The organism is Roseovarius bejariae (assembly GCF_009669325.1).
In the GTDB taxonomy this organism is placed as follows: Bacteria; Pseudomonadota; Alphaproteobacteria; order Rhodobacterales; family Rhodobacteraceae; genus Roseovarius; species Roseovarius bejariae.
Genome location: NZ_SZWE01000001.1, coordinates 901,010 through 921,130, shown reverse-complemented (window position 1 = coordinate 921,130; position 20,121 = coordinate 901,010). Strand labels below are relative to the sequence as shown.

Below are 20,121 nucleotides of genomic sequence, written 5' to 3'. Positions count from 1 at the left end.
GTGCTGCTCGAGCGCGTGCCGTCGCTAGAATCGCTGTCGGATCAACGGGTTGGCAGCTTGGCGATCGAAGGCAAGCTGAAAGAGGAAGACGCCAAGCGGCTGGGCCTCCTGTCCGGGTTCGCGCAGCTTTTGGGCGACGATATCTCAGCGGTCGAACGTGTTGCCTCCACACCGGTCAAGGCGCTGGGTCGCAAGCCCGAACAGCTGGAGGACCTGTTGTTCGCCAGTGATGAGGAACTGGCCAAAACCACGGCGCCCGAGTTGCTGGAAAAAGACCCCGAGGGGGCCAAGGCCAAGGCCGAGTCTATACGTAACCGTATTGAAGAGCGGTTTCCCGATACCGGCCTCAAGATGCGTTTGGCCGCCCCGAAGAAAGAGCAGATCAGCAAAGGCTATTCCGCCGTCAGGGAGTTTCTCAAGAAAGACCCCGACGCCCTCTTTGATCCCAATCTGCCCGCACGTCTGGACGACAAGGAAAAAGCGGCCATAACCGAAGTTCGCGCCACGGTCGGGGCCTACCCCGGCCTTGGCCTTGAAAAGATCGCGCAATCGGGCGCGGCGGCAAACCGTGTGGCCGCCCAGATCGCCGAACGCGTCGCGCTGTTCGAAGGGTTTCTCGAAAACAACCGCGACATGGATTTGATGCAGCTTGACCTGATGCCAGGGTCCGACGATCTGCGAAAGCTCAACTTCGATGGCATCGCCGACGAGGATCAAGAGGCGGTCGTGACCGTGCTCAAGGCCCGGACGCGCACCTACAAGGTGGGCGGGACCGTGCGCAACGCGGCCGCGCTGATGCAGGGGGGATTCCATTCCGCCGTGGCCGTCGCGGCCAGTGACCCCATGACCGTCGCAAACCTGACCGGCATGCCGCTGGTCGAGGCCGAGATGGTCTATGCCCGCGCCCGCGACACCCGCCTGACGGTGACAAACCTCGTGGCCACCCTCGCCGACGAGTTGATCTGGCAACCCGGCGGCTACACATGGCTGCCCACCCCGCCCGAGGATGTCACCGACGGCCTGAAAAAACTGCCCGGCTACGAAGACCTGTTCGGCGATCAAAGCTTCTGCGACTGCGCGCATTGTGACTCGATCCTCAGCCCGTCGGCCTATTTCATCGACCTGATGAATTTCGTCGACGAGAATGTCACCAAAAAGGAATTCACCGGCGCCAAGGCCGATCATGCGCTCAAGCTGCAAAACCGGCGGCCCGATCTGTGGACCACCCCGCTGACCTGCGACAACACCCATGATCTGGTGCCCACTCTCAGCATCATCAACGGTATTCTGGAAACCGCCATCGCCAAACGCGCCGATGCCGGGATCGACATGTCCGACCGTGACGCGGTGCACGCCAAGGTCTATGGCGATGACCTGCCCGCCGCCACCCGGTCTTTCGTCACGCCCTTCGTCCTCGGCGCGGCCGAAGCCGATGAATATGTCACCGATTTCGATACCGACCGGGCCGAGATCATGGGCCTGATCCGTCCCGACGCACCCAACGATGCGGCCAATGCGGCGGCGCTTCTGCTGTCGATGCCCGCCTACGAGATGATCACCACGGCCCGCAGTCAATGGGGTTTCCTCGAAGCGCTTTACCGGATGGAATTTACGCGCTCGGGCAATACCGCCGATGCCTTCGATGTACAGGAAATCATGGCCGGCATGGAGATCAGCCGCGATGACTTTGGCGCGCTGGTCGAAACCGATTTCGTCCAAGGCGGCGGCAATATCCGCATCCGCGCCCAGAAACGTTCCGCCACCAGCGTGCAAAACGATATCGAGCGCGTCACCGGCATGACCCGCGCCATGTTGGACCGGGCGCATCGCTTCTGGCGGCTGGCGCAGGCCATCGGCTGGGATCCGGCCACGCTGGACGCGGTGATGACCCGTGTGGGCGGCGGCCTGACCGATGCCGCCATTGGCCGGGTGCTGCGCGTGGCGCACACCGCCGATGTGCTTGGCCTTGACCCCGATCAGGCCCTCGCGCTGGGCGGTGATATCCCCCAGATTGCCATGGGCCATCACGACAGCGCGCTGATGGACCGGCTGTTCAATGAAACCCTGCGCACCGATGGTGCGGTGGCCTTTCCGGCCCCGGCGCTGCGCTTTGTTCATCCCGGATTGCGCAACGATGCCTCCTTGCCCGATGCAGGCCCCAATGCCGGGGTTTTCATCTCGCAACGCATGCGCATGGCCTTCGGCATCAGCGAGGAAGATCTGCTTGAGCTGATCGTCAACCTTGCACCTGCCCTCGGCTTCGATCCCGAAGCCGCCGCCGAACAGGATCGCGGTTTCCTTCTGACGGCGGATGCGTTGTCGCTGCTCTATCGCCATGCCCTGTTGGCCGAGGCGCTGGGCCTTGATATTTCCGAGCTTTTCATGGCCATCCGCATCGCCACCGGCGCCTCCGCCGTCACCACGCCCGATCACGTGTCCGCCCTGCTGGACTTTGCTGAAAGGGCCGAAACCATGCCCTTCGAGCTGCCTGTCGTGGCGGCCCTCATGGGCGGGCCGACCGATCCGGCACAGGACGAGGAATTCTTTGATCCCGCTGCCCTGACGGCGCATGTGGTGGCCGCCATCGCCGATGGCGAACGTGGCCTTTTTGCGCCCACGGTCTTTGCCTTTCTCGATGGCGTCAGCGAGGATCAATCCCGCGCCATCACCCGCGCCAACGAAAGTCTTTTCGACAGCGCCGAGCGTGACATGCTGCGCCTGAAGCCGGGGGTCGGCCTTGCGCCCGCCATCACGGCCCCGGCGGCGGGCTTTCCCAGCGGTGTGACCGAGGCGGATTTGCAGGCGGTTCTGGATGGCTTCAACCTGCGGCGCATCCTGCCCGAGGAACTGGCCCTCGCGCTTGACGTGCCACAAGACAAATTCGATGCGCTGGCCACCTTGGCGGGGGCCGATTTCACACAGGCCGGCGTGATCGACGCGGCCAGCGGCGGGGCCGCCGGGCCGCTTGAAACGGCGCTGGCCCGGATGCGCCGCCCCATCGCTGCCCTTGCCGATGACGTGATCACGGCCGAACGGGTGCAATTCGTCGATGCAAACCGCGCGCTTTTCGCTCTGGCCAACCCGGTCGCGGCCTGGACCCACGCCAGCGTGGGGGCCATCGCGGGCTATATCGACGCTCTGCAAGACGGCGAGGATGACGACCACGCCGAGGCGGTCGAGGCGGTGCTGGCGGCCCATACCGCCGCCAATGGTTTCGCCGCCGCCGACACCGGCCAATTCGCCCAGGCCACCGGGGCCGATATCGCCACGGTGCGCGTCTTCGAGGCCGCCGCCAGCCTGCCGGACTTGGCGGTTCCCGCCCTGACGCATATGCGCCGGATCGTCGCCTTTGCCGAGGACCGCCATTTGGGGGCCGATGTCATGGCCCTTCTGGCCTCCGAGACTGCCGAGTCCCTGAAAGAAGGGGCCGAAAGCCTCAAGGCGGCGCTGCGCCTGCGGCTGGGCGACGAGGCGGCCTTTGCCTCGGCCTCCGAGGCACATGAGGACGCGCTGCGCGGCAAACGCCGCGATGCGCTGGCCGACAGGATGATCCGCGATTCCGCCGGACGCTTCACAAGTCGCGGCGACCTATACAACTACTACCTCATCGACCCGGATATGGAGGGCTGTGCGCGCACCTCGCTTGTGGTCTCGGCCATCGGCTCGCTGCAAAGCTACGTACACCGTGTCGTGCTCAATATGGAACAAGACCGCCGCCCCGCGGATGCCGCGGATCACGTCCATATCAGCCCCTCGCGCATCCCCGCCGATGAATGGGAATGGCGCAAGAACTACCGCGTCTGGGAGGCCAACCGCAAAGTCTTCCTCTGGCCGGAAAACTACATGCTGCCCGAACTGCGCGACAACAAGACCCCGCTGTTCGAAACGCTTGAAAAAACCCTGCTGCAACAGGATGTCACCGAACAGACCGTTCTGGATGCCTATGGCGCCTATATGCGGGGCTTCGAAGAGGTGGCAAACCTGCGCATCGCCGGGGCTTATCACGAACATATCTGGTCGGACGGTCAGGACGTGATGCATGTCTTCGGCTGTACCGCCGATGATCCGCCCACCTATTACTACTGGACCATCCACAACCTGACCTTCGGCAAGTTCCTCGACAATCGCCGTGTGACCTATTCGGCGCGGCGCAAGATCGACGTGGCCATCCCGGTGCGCGATGTCTCGCCTTTCATGTACAACAACCGGCTGCATCTGTTCTGGGTGGAATCCAGCACCTCCTCGCGCAGCGAGGTGGAAGGTGGGGAAAACAAGTTCCGTGGCTACAAGCACACCTTCAAGGTGATGTTCACCTTCCTGCGCCTCGATGGCACATGGGCCACGCCGCAACAGATCCGGCTTGAACAGAACTGGATCTTGCGTGAAGGCGGCGTTTTGCTTGAACACCGCATTCAAAAAAATCCTGGCTCCTCGGTCCTTATCCCCACCTATTCCGATGAATTGGTCGGGCACTATGACTACCACGAAGGCTACCGCCTGAACGCCCCGGCTTGGCAAAAGGTCTATCCCGGTATTCTGCGGGGGGAGCTGTATCTCAGTCTCGGCGCACGTCACATCCAGTTTCATGTCGATCTGTATGAGCGCCGCGGCACCAAGCTCACGCAAAGCCAAACCGAGCATATGAACAATTATTGGCGCGGCAACCGCAAGGCCATGCACATGCGTGGCCCCGACAGCCGACGGCGCCTTTATGAGCAATCGATAGACTGGCACCCTAGGCTGGTTTCTGCACCTGTCGGCGCGCGTCAGGATTTCGTGAAATCCCGTGAGGCGCTTGACCGTAACCTCTTGGCCTGCGGGTTCAACGAGGATACCGCGCGCGACACCCGCGATGATATGAATTTCTTTGGCCGTGACCTCGGGGCGTCGGTCGCGCGGGTCAACACCCCCGATCCGCATCTCGTCGTGCCGCAATCCGATTTCGGCTTTCCCTGCATGTTCGTGCAAAAAGAAAGCGATGCCAGCTTCTTCAGCTACAACTTCAGCAGCAGCGCCCGCCCCTACGAGGCGCGCCGCGTCGGCACCACCGTCTTGAACGAGATGAGCCGCACGCTGTTCTACGGCGGGGTCGATGCGCTGCTCGATAAAAAGGCGCAGGCCGACTTCAAGGAAAAGGCCCATCTGGTCACCAGCAGCAACATGCGCACCCTGCTGCGCGGCACCACAAGTGGCCTAGATTACGCGGGCCCCCTTGGCACCTATTTCCGCGAGATTTTCATGTATATCCCGGCGCTTCTGGCCGGGCACCACAATGCGCGCGGGGATTATTCCGCCGCCCAAGGCTGGTACCAGACCATCTTCGACCCCACCGCCAAATTCGACAGCGGTGTCGATCTGGCCGGTCTGTCGGACAGCGCCCGCAAACAGGCCGAGCGTGATCGCGTTTGGCAATATGCCGAATTCCACGGCATGGCCCCGCCCACCCTGCGCAGCATCCTCACCGATGAAGAGGCGCAAGAGGCCTACCGCAAGGACCCCTTCAACCCCTATGCCATCGCCCGCCTGCGCCTGTCGGCTTTCCAGAAGAATATCGTCATGCGCTATGTCGATAACCTGCTGGACTGGGCCGACAGCCTGTTCCGCCAGTTCCAGCGCGAAACCGTGGACGAGGCGCATATCCTTTACGATCTGGCCCGCCAGATCATGGGCCCGCGCCCCGCCGATGCCGGGGATTGCGGCGAAGGCAAGGTGCGCCCGCGCAGTTATGAAAAGATCAAACCGCACATGGAGGCCGGTCAGGATTTCCTGATCGAGGCCGAAAGCTTCTGGGTGCACCACGGCATCATGCACGAGGCCAACAATACCGGCTTTGTCGCCAGCCGCGATTTCGTCGCCATGGAACGCGCCGATCTCCACATGCTCGACCTCAAGGCCAAGACCGAATCCATGGTCATGGCCGAAATGACCTTCGACAGCGCCCGCACCGCGGGTGCCGCCGAACGGGTCGACAAGATAAGCCGCGGCCAGACCGAGTTGCAGATCAACGACGACCCCACCGTCGCCATGCTTGCCGATCGCCCGTCGTCCGAGCCGGCCGAACCGGTCTTGGCCCCGCATATCGAGGCCGAGAAACGCTATGAAACGGCGCATGTCAAAGACGGCATTCCGGGGCGGCAAATGACGTGGAACGGCACCGGCAAGGTCTATGCCGAACGTGGCCATATGCGCGCCACCGAAACCCTTGATCGCAACTGGCGCCACTGGAACCGGATCAGCCCCGATGCCTTTACCACCTCGGTTGTGCGGCAGGTCGGGCCGGTCTTCTGCGTGCCGCGCAACAAGGACCTGATGAAAATCTGGGACCGCATCGAAGACCGTCTGTACAAGATCCACAATTGCCGCAACATCGATGGCGAGCGGGTGGATATGGCGCTCTTCGCGCCCGAGATCGACCCGATGGCGCTTGTCCGCGCCCGCGCCGCCGGCCTCAGCCTCAGTGACATACTGGGGGCCAGCGCGGGCAACCTGCCGCCCTATCGCTTCTCCTACCTGATCTCGAAGGCCCGCGAATACACCTCACTGGTGCAGGGCTTCGGGGCCAAGCTGCAGGGCGCCATCGAACGCAAGGATGGCGAGGAACTGGCCAAGCTGCGCCTGCAACAGGCGATCAACATGCAAAACCTTGTCACCAAGGTGCGCGAGAACGAGGTCAAGATCGCTGAGGAAAGCCTTGAAGAGATCAACCGCCGCAAGGAGGCGGTGGAATACCGCAAAAGCTATTACGAAGAAAATATCTCTCAAGACTTGCTGTCATGGGAACGGGCCGAGCAAATCTCAACCCACGGGGCCGGTCTTAGCAAGGGCCTCAGCGCGGCCCTCAGCGGCACCGCCGGTATCTTCTACCTCATCCCGCAACTGGGATCGCCCTTTGCGATGAAATACGGCGGTGCCGAATTGGGCGGCTCGGCCAAGGAATGGGCCAAGGTCTTCAGCGATACAGGCACCATGCTGGATATCTTCGGCAAATCCGCCTCGCTTGAGGCCAAGTATCAGCGCCGCCGCAAGGGCTGGGAACACAGCAAGAAACTCGACGAACACGAACTCAAGCAGATCGAGAAAAAGATCGCCGCCGCCAAAATCCGGCTAGAGATCGCCGAACGCGCCTTGGAAAACCACCTTCAGGCCATCGAAGATCAAGAAGAGGTGCTGGATTTCTACGAAAGCAAGTTTTCCGGCGAAGAGCTTTACACATGGATGGTCTCAACCCTGCAAACCATCTATCGCCAAGCCTTCAACGCGGCCTTCTCCATGGCGCAACTGGCCGAACAGGCCTATCGGTTCGAACGGCCCGACGATACCGCCATCCTGCTGGACCTCAGCTATTGGGAACCGGGGCAGGCGGGTCTTCTGTCGGGCGAGAAACTGGCCGTCGATCTGGTCGCGATGGAAAAACGCTTCCTCGAAACCAACTATCGCAAGCTGGAAATCTCGCAACCTTTCTCCCTTGCCGAGATCGACCCAGCCGGGTTGATGCGCCTGCGCGAAACCGGGGAATGTACCTTCACCGTGCCCGAACTGGCCTTCGATCTGCTCTATCCCGGGCAATACCGGCGGATCATCAATTCCGCGCGCCTGTCGATTGCCTGCGTGACCGGGCCCTACGTCAACATCCCCGCGACGCTGACGCTGACGGGCTCGAAACTGCGGGTGGAACCCACACAGGATGGACCGGCGGGCCTGACCGACAGTCTGTTGCGCCATACCGTGCAGATTGCCACCAGCACCGCACAGTCCGATGCCGGCGTCTTTGACTTCAGCTTCGCCGATCCGCGCTATATGCCCTTTGAAGGGGCGGGGGCCGTGGAAAGCACATGGAAAGTGACCCTGCCGCGCAACTTCCGGCCGTTCGATTATGCCACGATCAATGACGTGATCCTGCATATCTCCTATTCGGCGGAAAGCGACGGGGTGTTGCGCGACCGGGTCGAAGATGCCAATGCCTCGCTCGAAGGGGCCTTGGCCAAGGCCTTGACCGATAATTCACTGGCCCGGGCCTATAGCCTGCGACAGGAATTCGGCACCGTCCTGCATCAGCTGTCCACCGGGCCGGTCAATGTCGATGCCATGCTGACACTCGATCAACGCGCCTTGCCCGTGGCCTTGCGCAATCGCGCGATCAGTCTTGATCAGGCCTTGTTGCTGATCAAACCCCGTGACGGGCTGTCGGCCACCGGCACCGAAATCAGCATCAACGGGACAACCGTGTCCGGCTTTGCCGCGCTGCCCGATTTCCCCGGCTATGTCGGCGCCAGTGCCGCAGCGGGATTCGGGACGGGGCTTTTGGGTGATCACCTCTTGCGCATCGTCGATGCGGGCGATCTTGCCCCGGGGGATGCGGGGGCCACCTCGGCCTTCGCTGACGGCGCGGTCGAAGATATCGTGCTTTTGGTGCAGATGTCGCTGAACTGATCGGCGGGCTGGCGTCCGGGGCGCATGGCTCCGGGCGCGTCGCGCATCGCTTTGAGGGCGGGATGTCGTACGACTCGTACGATCCTTTGGCCGGCCCCCTTGAGTTTCGTACGAAACCGGGGGCATCTTCGTACGACTCGTACGAAAATCCTGCGCAAAGGCTGCCATGACCCCTGATGACCTTGTCCTGACCCCTTTGGGCCTGCGTTTTCGCGGGCGGCGCTATCCCTGCTCCATTGGTAAGGGCGGGCTAAGTGCTTGTAAACATGAGGGAGATGGCGCAACGCCCGTGGGCGTGCATCGCATTGTCGGCCTGATGTACCGCCCCGACCGCATGGCGCGCCCGACCTCATGGGCCGTGCCGATCACTCCGCGTGACCTGTGGTCGGATGATTCGAATTGTGAAGTCTATAACCAATTGGTATCAAAGCCTTATTCCGGATCGCACGAATCCCTGCGCCGGGCCGACCCGCTTTATGACCTGATCCTCATCACCGACTGGAACTGGCCCTACGCCGTCCCAAACCGTGGATCGTGCATCTTTTTGCACCAATGGCGCAGGCCGCATTACCCCACCGAAGGCTGCATCGCCTTCCGCCGCGATCACCTGCGCCGGATCGCGCGGGGAATCAGCTACGGAAGCCGCCTTATCATCCGCGGTTAGGGCGTTGATTCGAAAGAGTTATTCGTAGTTTCGCTCGCCGAAGATCGCGCTGCCCACCCGGACATGAGTGGCCCCAAGGGCGATGGCCTTTTCAAAGTCGCCACTCATCCCCATCGACAGCCCTTCAAGGCCATTGCGCGCTGCAATCTTTGCCAAAAGGGCGAAATGCAGGCTGGCCTCTTCCTCCACGGGCGGAATGCACATCAACCCTTCGACAGGCAGGTCCAACCCCTCGCATTCCTTGATGAAATCATCTGCCTCACTCGGCAGTATCCCGGCTTTCTGCTCTTCCTCGCCGGTGTTCACCTGAATGAACACCCCGGGGCAATGGCCTTCTTCCTGCGCGATCCGTGCAATGGTTTTCGCCAGTTTGGGCCGATCCACCGCATGGATATACTGGCACAGGTCAAAGGCCTGCCGCACCTTGTTGGTCTGCAAGGGCCCGATCAGGTGCAGCTCCACCCCCTCGAATTTCTCTCGGAATTCCGGCCACTTAGCGGCGGCTTCCTGCACGCGGTTCTCACCGAAAACCCGGTGGCCCTGATCCAGAACCGCCTCGACCCGTTCGTTCGGTTGCTTTTTCGATACCGCGATGAGCCTGACACTCCCCTTGGCGCGTCCGGCCTCGGCCTCGGCTTTGCGGATACGGGTCTGGATGTCCTCAAGGCTCATATGCGGCCCCTTTTCATGCTTTGCGGCGGTCTTGTCTGCTTTGCCATAAAGCCGCGCCTCTCCACAATCCCCGCAAACATCTTGCCCCGTGTGCCCACGTTGGATAGTAGGGTAGGGAAACAAAGGTGGACGGTAGCATGATGACCTTTTCCTCGAAAATCGCCGGCTTGGCCATGGCATCATTGGTCGTATTGGCCGGCTGCGGCGAACGCGAGACAAAGCTGAATCCGAAAGCCTGGGAAGTCGAATCCGGGCGTGAGGCTGATAAGTACCGCAACGAAGGCGGCTTGTTTGACATTTTCTCGGGTGACGCGGATGCCGGGGTCAAGGTCAACCGCTTCCTCTGGACAGCGTCTCTCGATGTGCTCGATTTCCTGCCGGTCCAAAGCGCCGATCCCTTTACCGGCGTGATTTCAACCGGGTACGGCACACCGCCGGGCGGTGGTCGCGCCTATCGCGCGACGGTCCTCATCAGCGACCCGGCGCTTGACGCGCGGTCGCTCAACGTGGCGCTGCAAACCCGTGGCGGCCCTGTCAGTGCAGGCACGCAACGCGCCGTGGAAGACGCGATTCTGGCCCGCGCTCGGCAATTGCGGGTTCAGGCAGGGCGTTACTGAACGCCCCCGCGGTCATCCACATGTATCTCGCTTAGGGCTTTGACCCACTCGACTTGCCGGGGCAGGCAGATCGAATGCAGGTCATATCGTTCCCGCATAAGGGTTCGCGCCGCCGCTCCAAGGCTTGTGCGCGCCGCCTCATCCTCCAACAGGTCACAAACCTCGGTGACAAGCGCCTCACCATCGAAGAAATCCACCAGCCGCCCGGTTTCCCCATGGGTGATGACCTCTTCCACTGGGGCCACCCGGCCCGCGACGATCGCCGCCTGACAACTCATCGCCTCCATCAAGCTCCAACTCAGGACAAAGGGGTAGGTGAGGTAGATATGTACCCGGCTCACCTGCAATAGCTGCGTGAACGTGTCGTAAGGGATGCGGCCCAGAAAATGCACGCGCTCCCAATCCTCTGGGGCGATGCGATCTTTCACCTCGTCGATGAAAATCTGTTTCCATGTCTGCCCCTTGGGCGGCCGCGCGCCATAGCTCACCTCGTCGCCGCCGACGATCAGAACCTTTGCCTTGGGCCGTTCCTTGAGCAACCGGGGCAGGGCACGCATGAAGACGTGATACCCGCGATAGGGTTCAAGGTTGCGATTGACGAAGGTGATCACCTCATCGTCGCGGGTCACGTCGACCTGCCCTTCGATTTTCAAGCGTACATCGGGATTGGCGCATGAGGTGGCCGTATTGATGCCATCGTGGCTGAGGGTGATGCGTTCGCGAAATTCACTTGGAAAGGTGTCGGCTTGAAACAGTGTCGGGCTGATGCCGGCATGGGCGGCGGGAAAATGCAGGTGGTTGTTGATGTTCTTCATCCGGATACGCAGGGCCTGCGCCTGCGTGTCGGCGGATTTGTCGAACTCGGGGTCGAAATTCAGGTGCGGATACTCGGCGTGGTGGTACAGTTCGCAATACAGCCCGATCCGCGCCTGCGGCCAGACATCGTGCAAAAACATCGACTCGCCCCAACCGGGATGCGCCAGGATCAAATCCGGCGCGAACCCCTTGTCCTTCAACTCCCGCGCCGCCCGCCAACAGGCTTCACCCCGCGTTACCTTGGTATCCAGGTCAACCAGCCACGGGTGCAGGTTCTGCCCCGACCGTTTCGGCAGGCCGTAGGGAACGACCTGTACACCGTTCCACTTGGTCGGCTTTTTCACCTTCAAGGTCAGCGCCACGCATTGATGCCCCTGCGCGGCCAGAAGCGGCGCGAGGTGCTTGTATTGGCCAGGGAAGTTCTGGTGAATGAACAGGATTTTCATGCAGGGACCACTCGATACCGTTTTTCTCGTTATAGGCACGGGCGGAATACCTGCAAAGCCCTGTCTTTTTGGGCTTGGGCACTGGACCCCGCGCGCCTTGCGGCCTATCACGCAATGGTAAATATCAAGACCACCTTGAGGGTAAGTTGCATATGTCGCGCTATTCGCCGTCCGAGATCGAAGCCAAGTGGCAAGAGGCATGGGAAAAGGCCGGGATTTTCCGCGCCACCCGGACCGAGGACAAACCCAAGTACTATGTGCTTGAGATGTTCCCCTATCCCTCGGGCCGTATCCACATGGGCCATGTGCGCAATTACACCATGGGCGACGTGATCGCGCGCTACAAGCTGGCCACCGGGCATAACGTGCTGCACCCCATGGGCTGGGACGCCTTCGGGATGCCCGCCGAAAACGCCGCCATGGCATCGGGCGGCCACCCCAAGGATTGGACCTACGGCAATATCGACGACATGCGCGCCCAGATGAAGCCGCTTGGCCTCTCCATCGACTGGAGCCGCGAGTTCGCCACTTGCGATCCCGAATACTATGGCCAGCAACAGGCGCTGTTCCTCGATTTCCTCGAAAAGGGTCTCGTCTATCGCAAGAACGCCGTGGTCAACTGGGACCCGGTGGATATGACCGTGCTGGCCAACGAACAGGTGGAAAACGGGCGCGGCTGGCGCTCGGGCGCTTTGGTGGAACGCCGTGAACTGACCCAATGGTTCTTCCGCATCTCGGATTTCGCCGGGGAATTGCTGGATGCACTGGACGGCCTCGACAACTGGCCCGCCAAAGTGCGCCTGATGCAGGAAAACTGGATTGGCCGGTCGCGCGGGTTGCAGTTCGCCTTCTCGCTCATTGACGGCCCCGAGGGCCACGACCGGATCGAGGTGTATACGACGCGGCCTGACACCCTGAACGGGGCCAGCTTCATCGGCGTGTCGCCCGATCACCCGCTGGCCCGCCAGTTGGAGAAAGACAACGCCGATCTGGCCGCCTTCAACGCCGAATGCCGCCGCATGGGCACCTCGGAAGAGGAACTGGAAAAGGCCGAGAAGAAGGGCTTTGACACCGGGTTGCGCGTGCGCCACCCGTTCGATACCTCGTGGGAACTGCCGGTTTACGTCGCCAACTTCATCTTGATGGATTACGGCACCGGCGCGATCTTCGGCTGCCCCGCGCATGACCAACGCGACCTTGATTTCGCGCGCAAATACGACCTCCCCGTCGCCTCCACGTTCGAGCCGGAAACCCCCGGTGAGGATTATCAAAGCCCCGAAGACGGCGGCCCGGCCTACGTGCCTGCGAAATCCGAGAAAGTCCGCTATGTCAGGGGATTCGCGGGTGAAGAGCTGCAAACCGGCGATCACGGCATCGACGCTGCCATCGACTTCTGCGAGGCCAATGGCGTCGGCCAAGGCGTCACCAAGTACCGCCTGCGCGATTGGGGCCTGAGCCGCCAACGCTACTGGGGCTGCCCGATCCCCGTGGTCCATTGCGACACCTGCGGCGTGGTGCCGGAAAAGAAAGAGAACCTGCCCATCCAACTGCCCTATGACGAGGGCGGCAAGCCGATTGACTTCTCGGTGCCCGGCAACCCGCTTGATCGTCACCCCACGTGGCGCGATTGCACCTGCCCCGCTTGTGGTGCGCCCGCGCAGCGCGAAACCGACACCATGGATACCTTCGTGGATAGCTCATGGTACTTCGCCCGCTTCACAGCACCCCGCGCTGAAACCCCCACCGACATGGTCGAGGCCGAGTATTGGATGAACGTCGATCAATATATCGGCGGGATTGAGCATGCGATCCTGCACCTGCTCTATTCGCGCTTCTTTGCCCGCGCGATGCAGATCTGCGGCCACCTGCCGGAAAAAGCGATCGAACCTTTCGATGCGCTCTTCACCCAAGGCATGGTGACGCATGCAATCTACCGCACGCAAAGAGATATGCGCCCTGTATTCCACTACCCTGAGGAAGTAATTGAATATTCTTTGGATGGAAAAGATTTTGCATTCTTGAAAGATGACGTTGCGACCTTACGATCCGAAAAAAACGATTTAGTGAATACTAACGACCCCGCCAGCATGTTTGTACGATGGCAAGGTTTGACGCCTGACAAGAAAGTGCAAGTCATCCCCTCTGCTAAAATGTCCAAATCTAAAAATAATGTCGTCGACCCGGTCAGCATCATCGAGGCCTTCGGCGCCGACACTGCCCGCTGGTTCGTCCTGTCCGACAGCCCCCCCGAGCGTGACGTGGAATGGACCGCGGCCGGGGCCGAGGCCGCGCATAAGCACCTCAATCGCGTCTGGAACCTCTGTGATCGTATCGCCCAGATGGACGCTGACGCCAAAGGCGAGGGCGACGAGGCCCTGCTGCGCGAGATGCACAAGGCCATCCATGACGTGACGATGGGCGTCGAAAGCTTCGGCTTCAACGCCGCCATCGCGCGGCTTTACGCCTTTACCAACACGCTGGCCAAATCCAAAGCCGGGGCAGCGGCCCAACGTCAGGCCATCATGACCCTTGCGCAACTCATGTCACCCATGACCCCGCATTTGTCCGAAGACATCTGGGCGCACCAAGGCGGCGAGGGCCTGATCGTCAACGCCCCGTGGCCCAAGGCCGACCCCGCCATGCTGGTCGAAGACAGCGTTACGCTGCCCATCCAGATCAACGGCAAACGCCGCGCTGAAATCGAAGTGCCGAAAGATATGGACAAGTCAGAGGTTGAAAAAATCGCGCTTGCCACCGATGCTGTGGTCAAGGCGTTGGATGGGGCCCAACCCAAGAAGGTCATCGTTGTCCCCGGTCGGATCGTCAATGTCGTCGTTTAACCGCCGCTTTTTCCTGCTTGGCACCGCCACCCTCGTGGCGGGCTGTGGCTTTGCGCCGGCCTACGGCCCGAAGGGCGCGGCGCAAAACCTGCAAGGCGCCATTGCAGTTGATGAACCCGACAGCCGCGCGGGGTATCTTCTGACGCGCGCGCTTGAGGATCGGTTGGGCCGCCCGGCCCCTGCGCGTTTCGGGCTTGCCTGTTCCATTACGCTCGACAAACAATCCGCCGCCATCTCAGCCAGCAACGTTGCCACCCGGGTCAACCTGCTGGGCCGTGTCACCTATGCCCTGCGCGACCTTGGAACGGGTGAGGTTTTGACCTCGGGCAAGGTGGATAGCTTTACCTCCTATTCCGCCTCGGGCACGACGGTTGCAAGGCAAGCGGCCGAACGTGACGCCAAGGAGCGGCTGATGACCATTCTGGCTGATCAAGTCACCACCCGTCTTATCGCGGCCTCCGGGGGTCTGCCGGAATGAAACTGACCGGGCGCGACGCGCCGGGCTATTTCGCCAAGCCCGAGGCGCACCGCACGGGCCTTCTGATCTATGGCCCGGATGGGATGCGCGTGGCCCTCAAACGGCAAGAGGTCATCGCCGCCCTCATCGGCCCGCAGGGCGAAGAGGAAATGCGCCTGACTCGCATCCCCGCCGCCGATCTGCGCAAAGACCCTGCGATGCTCTTGGATGCCATCAAGGCCCAAGGCTTCTTTCCCGGTCCACGCGTGGCCTTCGTCGAGGATGCCACCGATGCCATGGCCCCCACGATCATATCAGCCGTGGAAGACTGGCAGGAGGGCGATGCCCAGATCATCGTGACGGCCGGACAACTCAAGGCCACTTCCAAACTGCGTAAACTCTTCGAGGGCCACCCCAACGCCTATGCCGCCGCCATCTATGACGACCCCCCCTCAAGGGACGAGATCGAGGCGACACTGGCCAAATCCGGCCTGCGCGACATCGGCAATGACGCGATGCGCGACCTCACCGCCCTTGCGCGAGAGCTCGACCCGGGGGATTTCCGACAGACAATGGAAAAACTGGGCCTCTACAAATATGGTGATGAGGGGCCGCTCACGCCTGAGGACATCGCCGCCTGCGCGCCCAGTTCCACCGAAGCTGAACTTGATGACATCCTCAACATCGTGGCCGAGGCCCGCTCGGGTGAAATCGGCCCGGTCATGAAACGCCTGCGCGCCCAAGGGGTGCAACCCGTGAGCCTTTGTATCACCGCGACCCGCCACTTTCGCACGCTCTACACTGCCGCCTCCGATCCCGGCGGTGCGGCCCAAGGCATGGGTCGTGTGCGCCCGCCCGTTTTCGGCCCGCGCCGCGACCGGATGCTGCGGCAAGCCCAGAACTGGGGGGCGTCCAAACTGGAACAGGCGCTTAGCCTGCTGACCGAGACCGACCTGCAACTACGTTCCGCCGGGCAGCACGCCCCGGAAATGGCCCTTGTCGAACGCGCGCTGATCCGGCTGGCGATGATGGCGGCGCGCTAGGGGTTTGGGCTTGGCATTTCGGTCATCGTGTTGAATTACCTGCGCCCCTGCGGCCAAAACCGGAGAAAGACCCATGAGCTGGACCGCCTTTGCCGCCGTCTTCGTCGCATTCTTCCTGACGCACTCGATTCCCGTGCGCCCCGGCATCAAGGCGCGCCTGACACGAACCTTCGGCGCGCGTGGCTTCGGGATGGGATATTCGCTCCTGTCGACGGCGATGTTGGTGCTGTTGATCTGGGCCGCAGGGCAGGCCCCCTACGTGGAACTCTGGCCGCACATGCTGTGGCAGCGCCACTCGGCGCACCTGGGTATGCTAACGGTATGTCTGATCCTCGCGCTGAGTATTGCACGGCCCAATCCCTTCTCATTCGGCGGGGCCCATAACGACCGCTACGATCCCGAACGGCCCGGAGTCACTCGCTTTACACGTCATCCGATCCTGCTTGCCTTGGCGATCTGGGCGGGGGTGCACCTGTTGCCGAACGGCGATTTGGCGCATGTCCTGCTGTTCGGCGTTCTGGGCAGTTTCGCGGTCGCGGGCCATGCCTTGATCGACCGGCGCAAACGCCGGGAGATGGGGGCAGAGCAGTGGCAGGCTCTTGAGGCACAGCGCCGGGCGGCCCCGCTCCTGCAAGCCCCGGCCTCTTGGACGGGGTTTATCGGGCGGCTGGCATTTGCTTTGGGGCTCTTCGCCACGCTTCTCTGGGCGCATCCCTATGTCATCGGCGTCTCTGCACTGTAAGAGGGGGGTGCAGACAGTCCTTGGACCCATGGGGGCATAAGCCATTTCGGGGGTTCGTTGTTCGGAGTGGCTTGTGTCGGCCTGTGCCGTGCTGCTTGGTGCGCCGGAGCGTACGAAACTCACGTACGTTTTGTACGAAACTCACCGTACGCTCTGTTAAATTGCCGGTTTGCGGGAAAGAATACCGACGCGATACCGACGTTATGCCGAGGTGATACAGAAACGGGAATTCGTTGTTAACCAATGGGTTAGAGGCGATTCGCGGCGCGGTCTCCGGGACCGCGCCGCGAAAGTGTTACTTGAGCCGCTGACCATTGGCCAGAACATGACCTTCTTCATTGACCACGATCTTCGAGGTCAGGGTGTCATCCTCTTCCTCGCTGGGGACGGCAAAGAGGCCCATCATCATCCGCGCGCCCATGGCCTGATCTTCGGGGACAAGGCCCATTTCCACCAGCTTGTCCAGAAGGCCATTGCCGCCCACCAGTTTCAAGTCTGCTTCGCCCTCGGGCGCGGGCATGCCGCCAAAGCTTACCAAGTCGCTGTTATCGAAGGTAAAGTCACCCACCCCGGTCAGTTCAGCACCCGCCAGGCGGACCGTGATATCATTGATCGTCAGCGCGTTCAGTTCGCCGAACATCTCATCGCCGGTTTCCATCTCGGCCATTTGTTCGGGGTCCATCATGTTGACGAACATCTTGGCCTTGCCCGCAAGGTCGATCGCCACCGTGGCCGGATCGCGCGGCAGGGCGCCCGCAGGGTCAAACATCGCCCAGATCATGTCGGACATGGTGAAATCGCCCAAGGTGATGGACAGGGCAAAGTCTTGCGGGTCCTCGCTTTCGCTGATCGGCATGGTCAGGCCGAAGGCGGATTTTTCCATAGCGATTTCAATGGGAAAAGGGACTTCGGCACCGCTGAAGGACATTGCCATTCCATTGGCCGTTCCGCCATATCGGATCTGTTCTTGGCTCATCGCGAACTCAAGGTCGCCACTGTCGGTGCGGCTGCTTCCGCTCATGGTGTCGTCGCCATCCTGAACCGTAAAGGTCGAGGACCCGCCGCCATGCTCAAACCGGCCAGACATGTCGAGCCCTGCTTCAAGCAGGGCCGCCATATCCATGGCCGAGCGCACCACCGGGGTCATGGCAGTCCCGCTGTAGGCGAAATCGTTGAACTCGCCAGAGGCCTGCACCCGCTCACCCGATTTGCTGTCGGTCATGTCCAGCGTGTAGGTCGCAGGCCCACTGGTCATGTTGCCTTGAGTCTCGCGCAGAGCGTCGTTGACCGTAACATCAGCCGTCCCCGCGATGTCGTTGATGGTCATCTCCGCCGTGCCAAAGTCTACATCATTGGGGGCGGTCTCGATATCGACAAGCGCGATTGTCATTTGGTCGGCCGTGTAGTCATACGTCATCGCACCAGGGTTTCCTGACACGATGAAGTCTAGCCCCGAGGTCCGGTATTCCATGGCCACGGTGCTTTGGATATCTTCGTTGCCTTCGACCGAAACGGTGATTGGCATGACGTCGGGAAGCAGGACCGAGACGGTACCGTCCCCGTTTTCCTGGAATTGTAACTGCCCCAATTGAGAAACGACAACGACTGCATTGTCGTCACCGTCGGGCACCTCCATCGTCATCTTCAGGTTTTCAATCGTCAGAATATCGCCTGATTGCGTTTCGTCGCCCGACATTTGATAGCCGAACCCGGCCATGTAGCTGGACCAGTCCGACCATACGTCAGACGCCGTGACATCGGCATAAGCTACGGATCCCGTTGTGAAAAATGCCATTGTTGCCGCGGACGCGGTCGAGTTGATCAAAGCTTTCATGGTGGCCTCTTGTCCAACAATATATCGGCGTCAGCTTCGGCTTTACGCGGGACAGGGTCAAGAGGCGATCTGACTGGACCCCAGCGGCGCGTGCAGGTACCACTTGGCCAGCAGCAAGCCAGAGGTGGATTCATGAAACTCACTGGAAAGACGGTTCTTATCACGGGCGCAAGCAAAGGCATCGGTGCGGCCACGGCCCGCGTTTTTGCTGAGGCCGGGGCAAATGTGGCACTTGTGGCGCGCAATGGAGACGCGATTGCCCATCTGGCAGGCGAGATCGGCCAGCATGCAATTGCGATCCCTTGTGATGTCAGCCGGTTTTGGGAGATGCAGGCGGCTGTGGAGGCGTGCCTCAAGGCGTTTGCCGGGCTTGATGTTCTGATTGGCAACGCCGGTGTCATCGAACCGATTGCCCCGCTGGCTACATCCGATCCCGAGGGCTGGGGCCATGCCATCGATATCAACCTCAAGGGCGTTTACAACGGGATGCGCGCGGCCATGCCCGTCATGCAAGAGGCCGGGCACGGGACGATCATCACGATCAGTTCCGGCGCGGCGCATAACCCGCTTGAGGGCTGGAGCCATTACTGCGCATCGAAGGCGGGCGCCGCCATGCTGACGATGTGCGCGCACAAGGAGGCGGCCGGTCAGGGCCTGCGCGTCATGGGCCTGTCGCCCGGGACCGTCGCCACCGACATGCAACACCAGATCAAGCAGAGCGGTATCAACCCGGTCAGCCAATTGGATTGGTCCGACCACATCCCGCCCGAATGGCCGGCCAAGGCGCTATTGTGGATGTGTGGCCCGGATGCTGATGATTATCTGGGCGAGGAAATCAGCCTTCGGGATGAGGGCATTCGCAAAAAGGTAGGACTTACATGATCAATTTGGAAAAAGATAACGGGCTTTGGATCGTGACGATCAACCGCCCGGACAAGGCCAATTCGCTGACCGAGGAAATGTTGGTGGAACTGGCCCGTATCGCCGAGGCTGCGCATGAGGATGCGCGTGTGTTCGTTCTGACTGGCGAGGGCAAGGTGTTCTCGGCAGGGGCCGACCTTGAGGCCGCGCGCGCGGGCCTTGCCACATCAGCGGTATGGGAGCGTTTGTCCTCGGCCATTGCCGGCTTTCCGGGGCTGTCGATTACGGCGCTCAATGGCACTGTCGCGGGTGGGGCCATGGGGATGGTTCTGGCTTGTGATCTGCGCATCGCGGCAAAAGGGGCCAAGGCCTTCTATCCAGTGATGAAGCTGGGTTTCTTGCCGCAACCATCCGATCCCGGCCGTCTGACCCGACTTGTCGGGCCCTCCAGGGCCAAGATGATCTTGATGGGTGGCCAGAAGGTCACCGATCAAGAGGCGCTGTCTTGGGGGCTGTTTGACCGGGTTGTGCCGGCTGAAGAACTCATGCCGAGCGTGCGTGAGATTGCTGAGGATACTCTTGGGGCCGATGCCATCCACGTCGCAACGATCAAGGGAATGTGCCGCCCAGCACCGTGATCGAGGGCGGAAAAAGCTGACTTATCGTTAACATGTGCTACCTTTCCTTTGCGTCAAAGGA

At 61.4% G+C, this 20,121-nt stretch carries 12 protein-coding genes; 9 read left to right on the top strand and 3 right to left on the bottom strand.

The window, feature by feature from the left end; translation table 11 throughout:
* Together FDP25_RS04400 and FDP25_RS04395 are read left to right on the top strand one after the other, a co-directional pair.
* The gene (locus tag FDP25_RS04400) at positions 1 to 8,430 is read left to right on the top strand and encodes a Tc toxin subunit A-related protein (protein WP_172982747.1); all 8,430 of its coding nucleotides are present in this window, start codon (positions 1 to 3) and stop codon (positions 8,428 to 8,430) included.
* A gap of 166 nt (positions 8,431 to 8,596) precedes the next feature.
* The gene (locus tag FDP25_RS04395) at positions 8,597 to 9,094 is read left to right on the top strand and encodes a L,D-transpeptidase family protein (protein ID WP_154149301.1); all 498 of its coding nucleotides are present in this window, start codon (positions 8,597 to 8,599) and stop codon (positions 9,092 to 9,094) included.
* An 18-nt stretch (positions 9,095 to 9,112) separates the two neighbouring features.
* On the opposite strand, the gene FDP25_RS04390 is transcribed toward FDP25_RS04395, so the two are convergent.
* Positions 9,113 to 9,766, bottom strand: coding sequence for a YggS family pyridoxal phosphate-dependent enzyme (locus FDP25_RS04390; RefSeq protein ID WP_154149299.1), 654 nt, complete (start codon positions 9,764 to 9,766; stop codon positions 9,113 to 9,115).
* Between the two features lie 137 nt (positions 9,767 to 9,903).
* Between FDP25_RS04390 and FDP25_RS04385 the strand changes: the two genes are divergently transcribed.
* Entirely contained in the window at positions 9,904 to 10,383 is a 480-nt protein-coding gene (locus FDP25_RS04385; protein ID WP_154149297.1) for a DUF3576 domain-containing protein, read from the top strand.
* Here FDP25_RS04385 and FDP25_RS04380 read toward each other — a convergent pair.
* Positions 10,377 to 11,645 carry a glycosyltransferase gene (locus tag FDP25_RS04380; RefSeq protein ID WP_154149296.1) on the bottom strand — a complete coding sequence of 423 codons (1,269 nt, stop codon included), beginning with the start codon at positions 11,643 to 11,645 and terminating at the stop codon, positions 10,377 to 10,379. The genes FDP25_RS04385 and FDP25_RS04380 overlap by 7 nt on opposite strands.
* A 152-nt stretch (positions 11,646 to 11,797) precedes the next feature.
* Here FDP25_RS04380 and leuS point away from each other — a divergent pair, with 152 nt between their 5' ends.
* The 4 genes from leuS (at position 11,798) to FDP25_RS04360 (ending at position 16,727) form a co-directional block, all read left to right on the top strand.
* Complete coding sequence (gene leuS / locus FDP25_RS04375) at positions 11,798 to 14,485, top strand: leucine--tRNA ligase (RefSeq protein WP_154149294.1); 2,688 nt, start codon at positions 11,798 to 11,800, stop codon at positions 14,483 to 14,485.
* The gene (gene lptE / locus FDP25_RS04370; protein WP_154149292.1) at positions 14,472 to 14,963 is read left to right on the top strand and encodes an LPS assembly lipoprotein LptE; all 492 of its coding nucleotides are present in this window, start codon (positions 14,472 to 14,474) and stop codon (positions 14,961 to 14,963) included. Before leuS ends, lptE begins: the two co-directional genes overlap by 14 nt.
* On the top strand, positions 14,960 to 15,985 hold the full coding sequence (gene holA, locus FDP25_RS04365) for a DNA polymerase III subunit delta (protein ID WP_154149290.1): 1,026 nt from the start codon (positions 14,960 to 14,962) through the stop codon (positions 15,983 to 15,985). The genes lptE and holA overlap by 4 nt, the downstream gene beginning before the upstream one ends.
* 73 nt (positions 15,986 to 16,058) lie before the next feature.
* Positions 16,059 to 16,727, top strand: a complete 669-nt coding sequence (locus tag FDP25_RS04360; protein WP_154149288.1) for an NnrU family protein — start codon at positions 16,059 to 16,061, stop codon at positions 16,725 to 16,727.
* 295 nt (positions 16,728 to 17,022) lie between these two features.
* Here the strand turns inward: FDP25_RS04360 and FDP25_RS04355 are convergent, their stop codons facing one another.
* Positions 17,023 to 18,522: a hypothetical protein gene (locus FDP25_RS04355; RefSeq protein ID WP_154149286.1), complete on the bottom strand. Its 1,500-nt coding sequence runs from the start codon at positions 18,520 to 18,522 to the stop codon at positions 17,023 to 17,025.
* A gap of 171 nt (positions 18,523 to 18,693) precedes the next feature.
* Here FDP25_RS04355 and FDP25_RS04350 point away from each other — a divergent pair, with 171 nt between their 5' ends.
* Both FDP25_RS04350 and FDP25_RS04345 read left to right on the top strand, forming a co-directional pair.
* A complete protein-coding gene (locus FDP25_RS04350) occupies positions 18,694 to 19,443 on the top strand; it encodes an SDR family oxidoreductase (protein WP_154149284.1) in 750 nt (249 codons plus the stop codon).
* On the top strand, positions 19,440 to 20,060 hold the full coding sequence (locus FDP25_RS04345; protein ID WP_154149282.1) for an enoyl-CoA hydratase/isomerase family protein: 621 nt from the start codon (positions 19,440 to 19,442) through the stop codon (positions 20,058 to 20,060). Before FDP25_RS04350 ends, FDP25_RS04345 begins: the two co-directional genes overlap by 4 nt.
* The last annotated feature ends 61 nt before the right edge of the window (positions 20,061 to 20,121 follow it).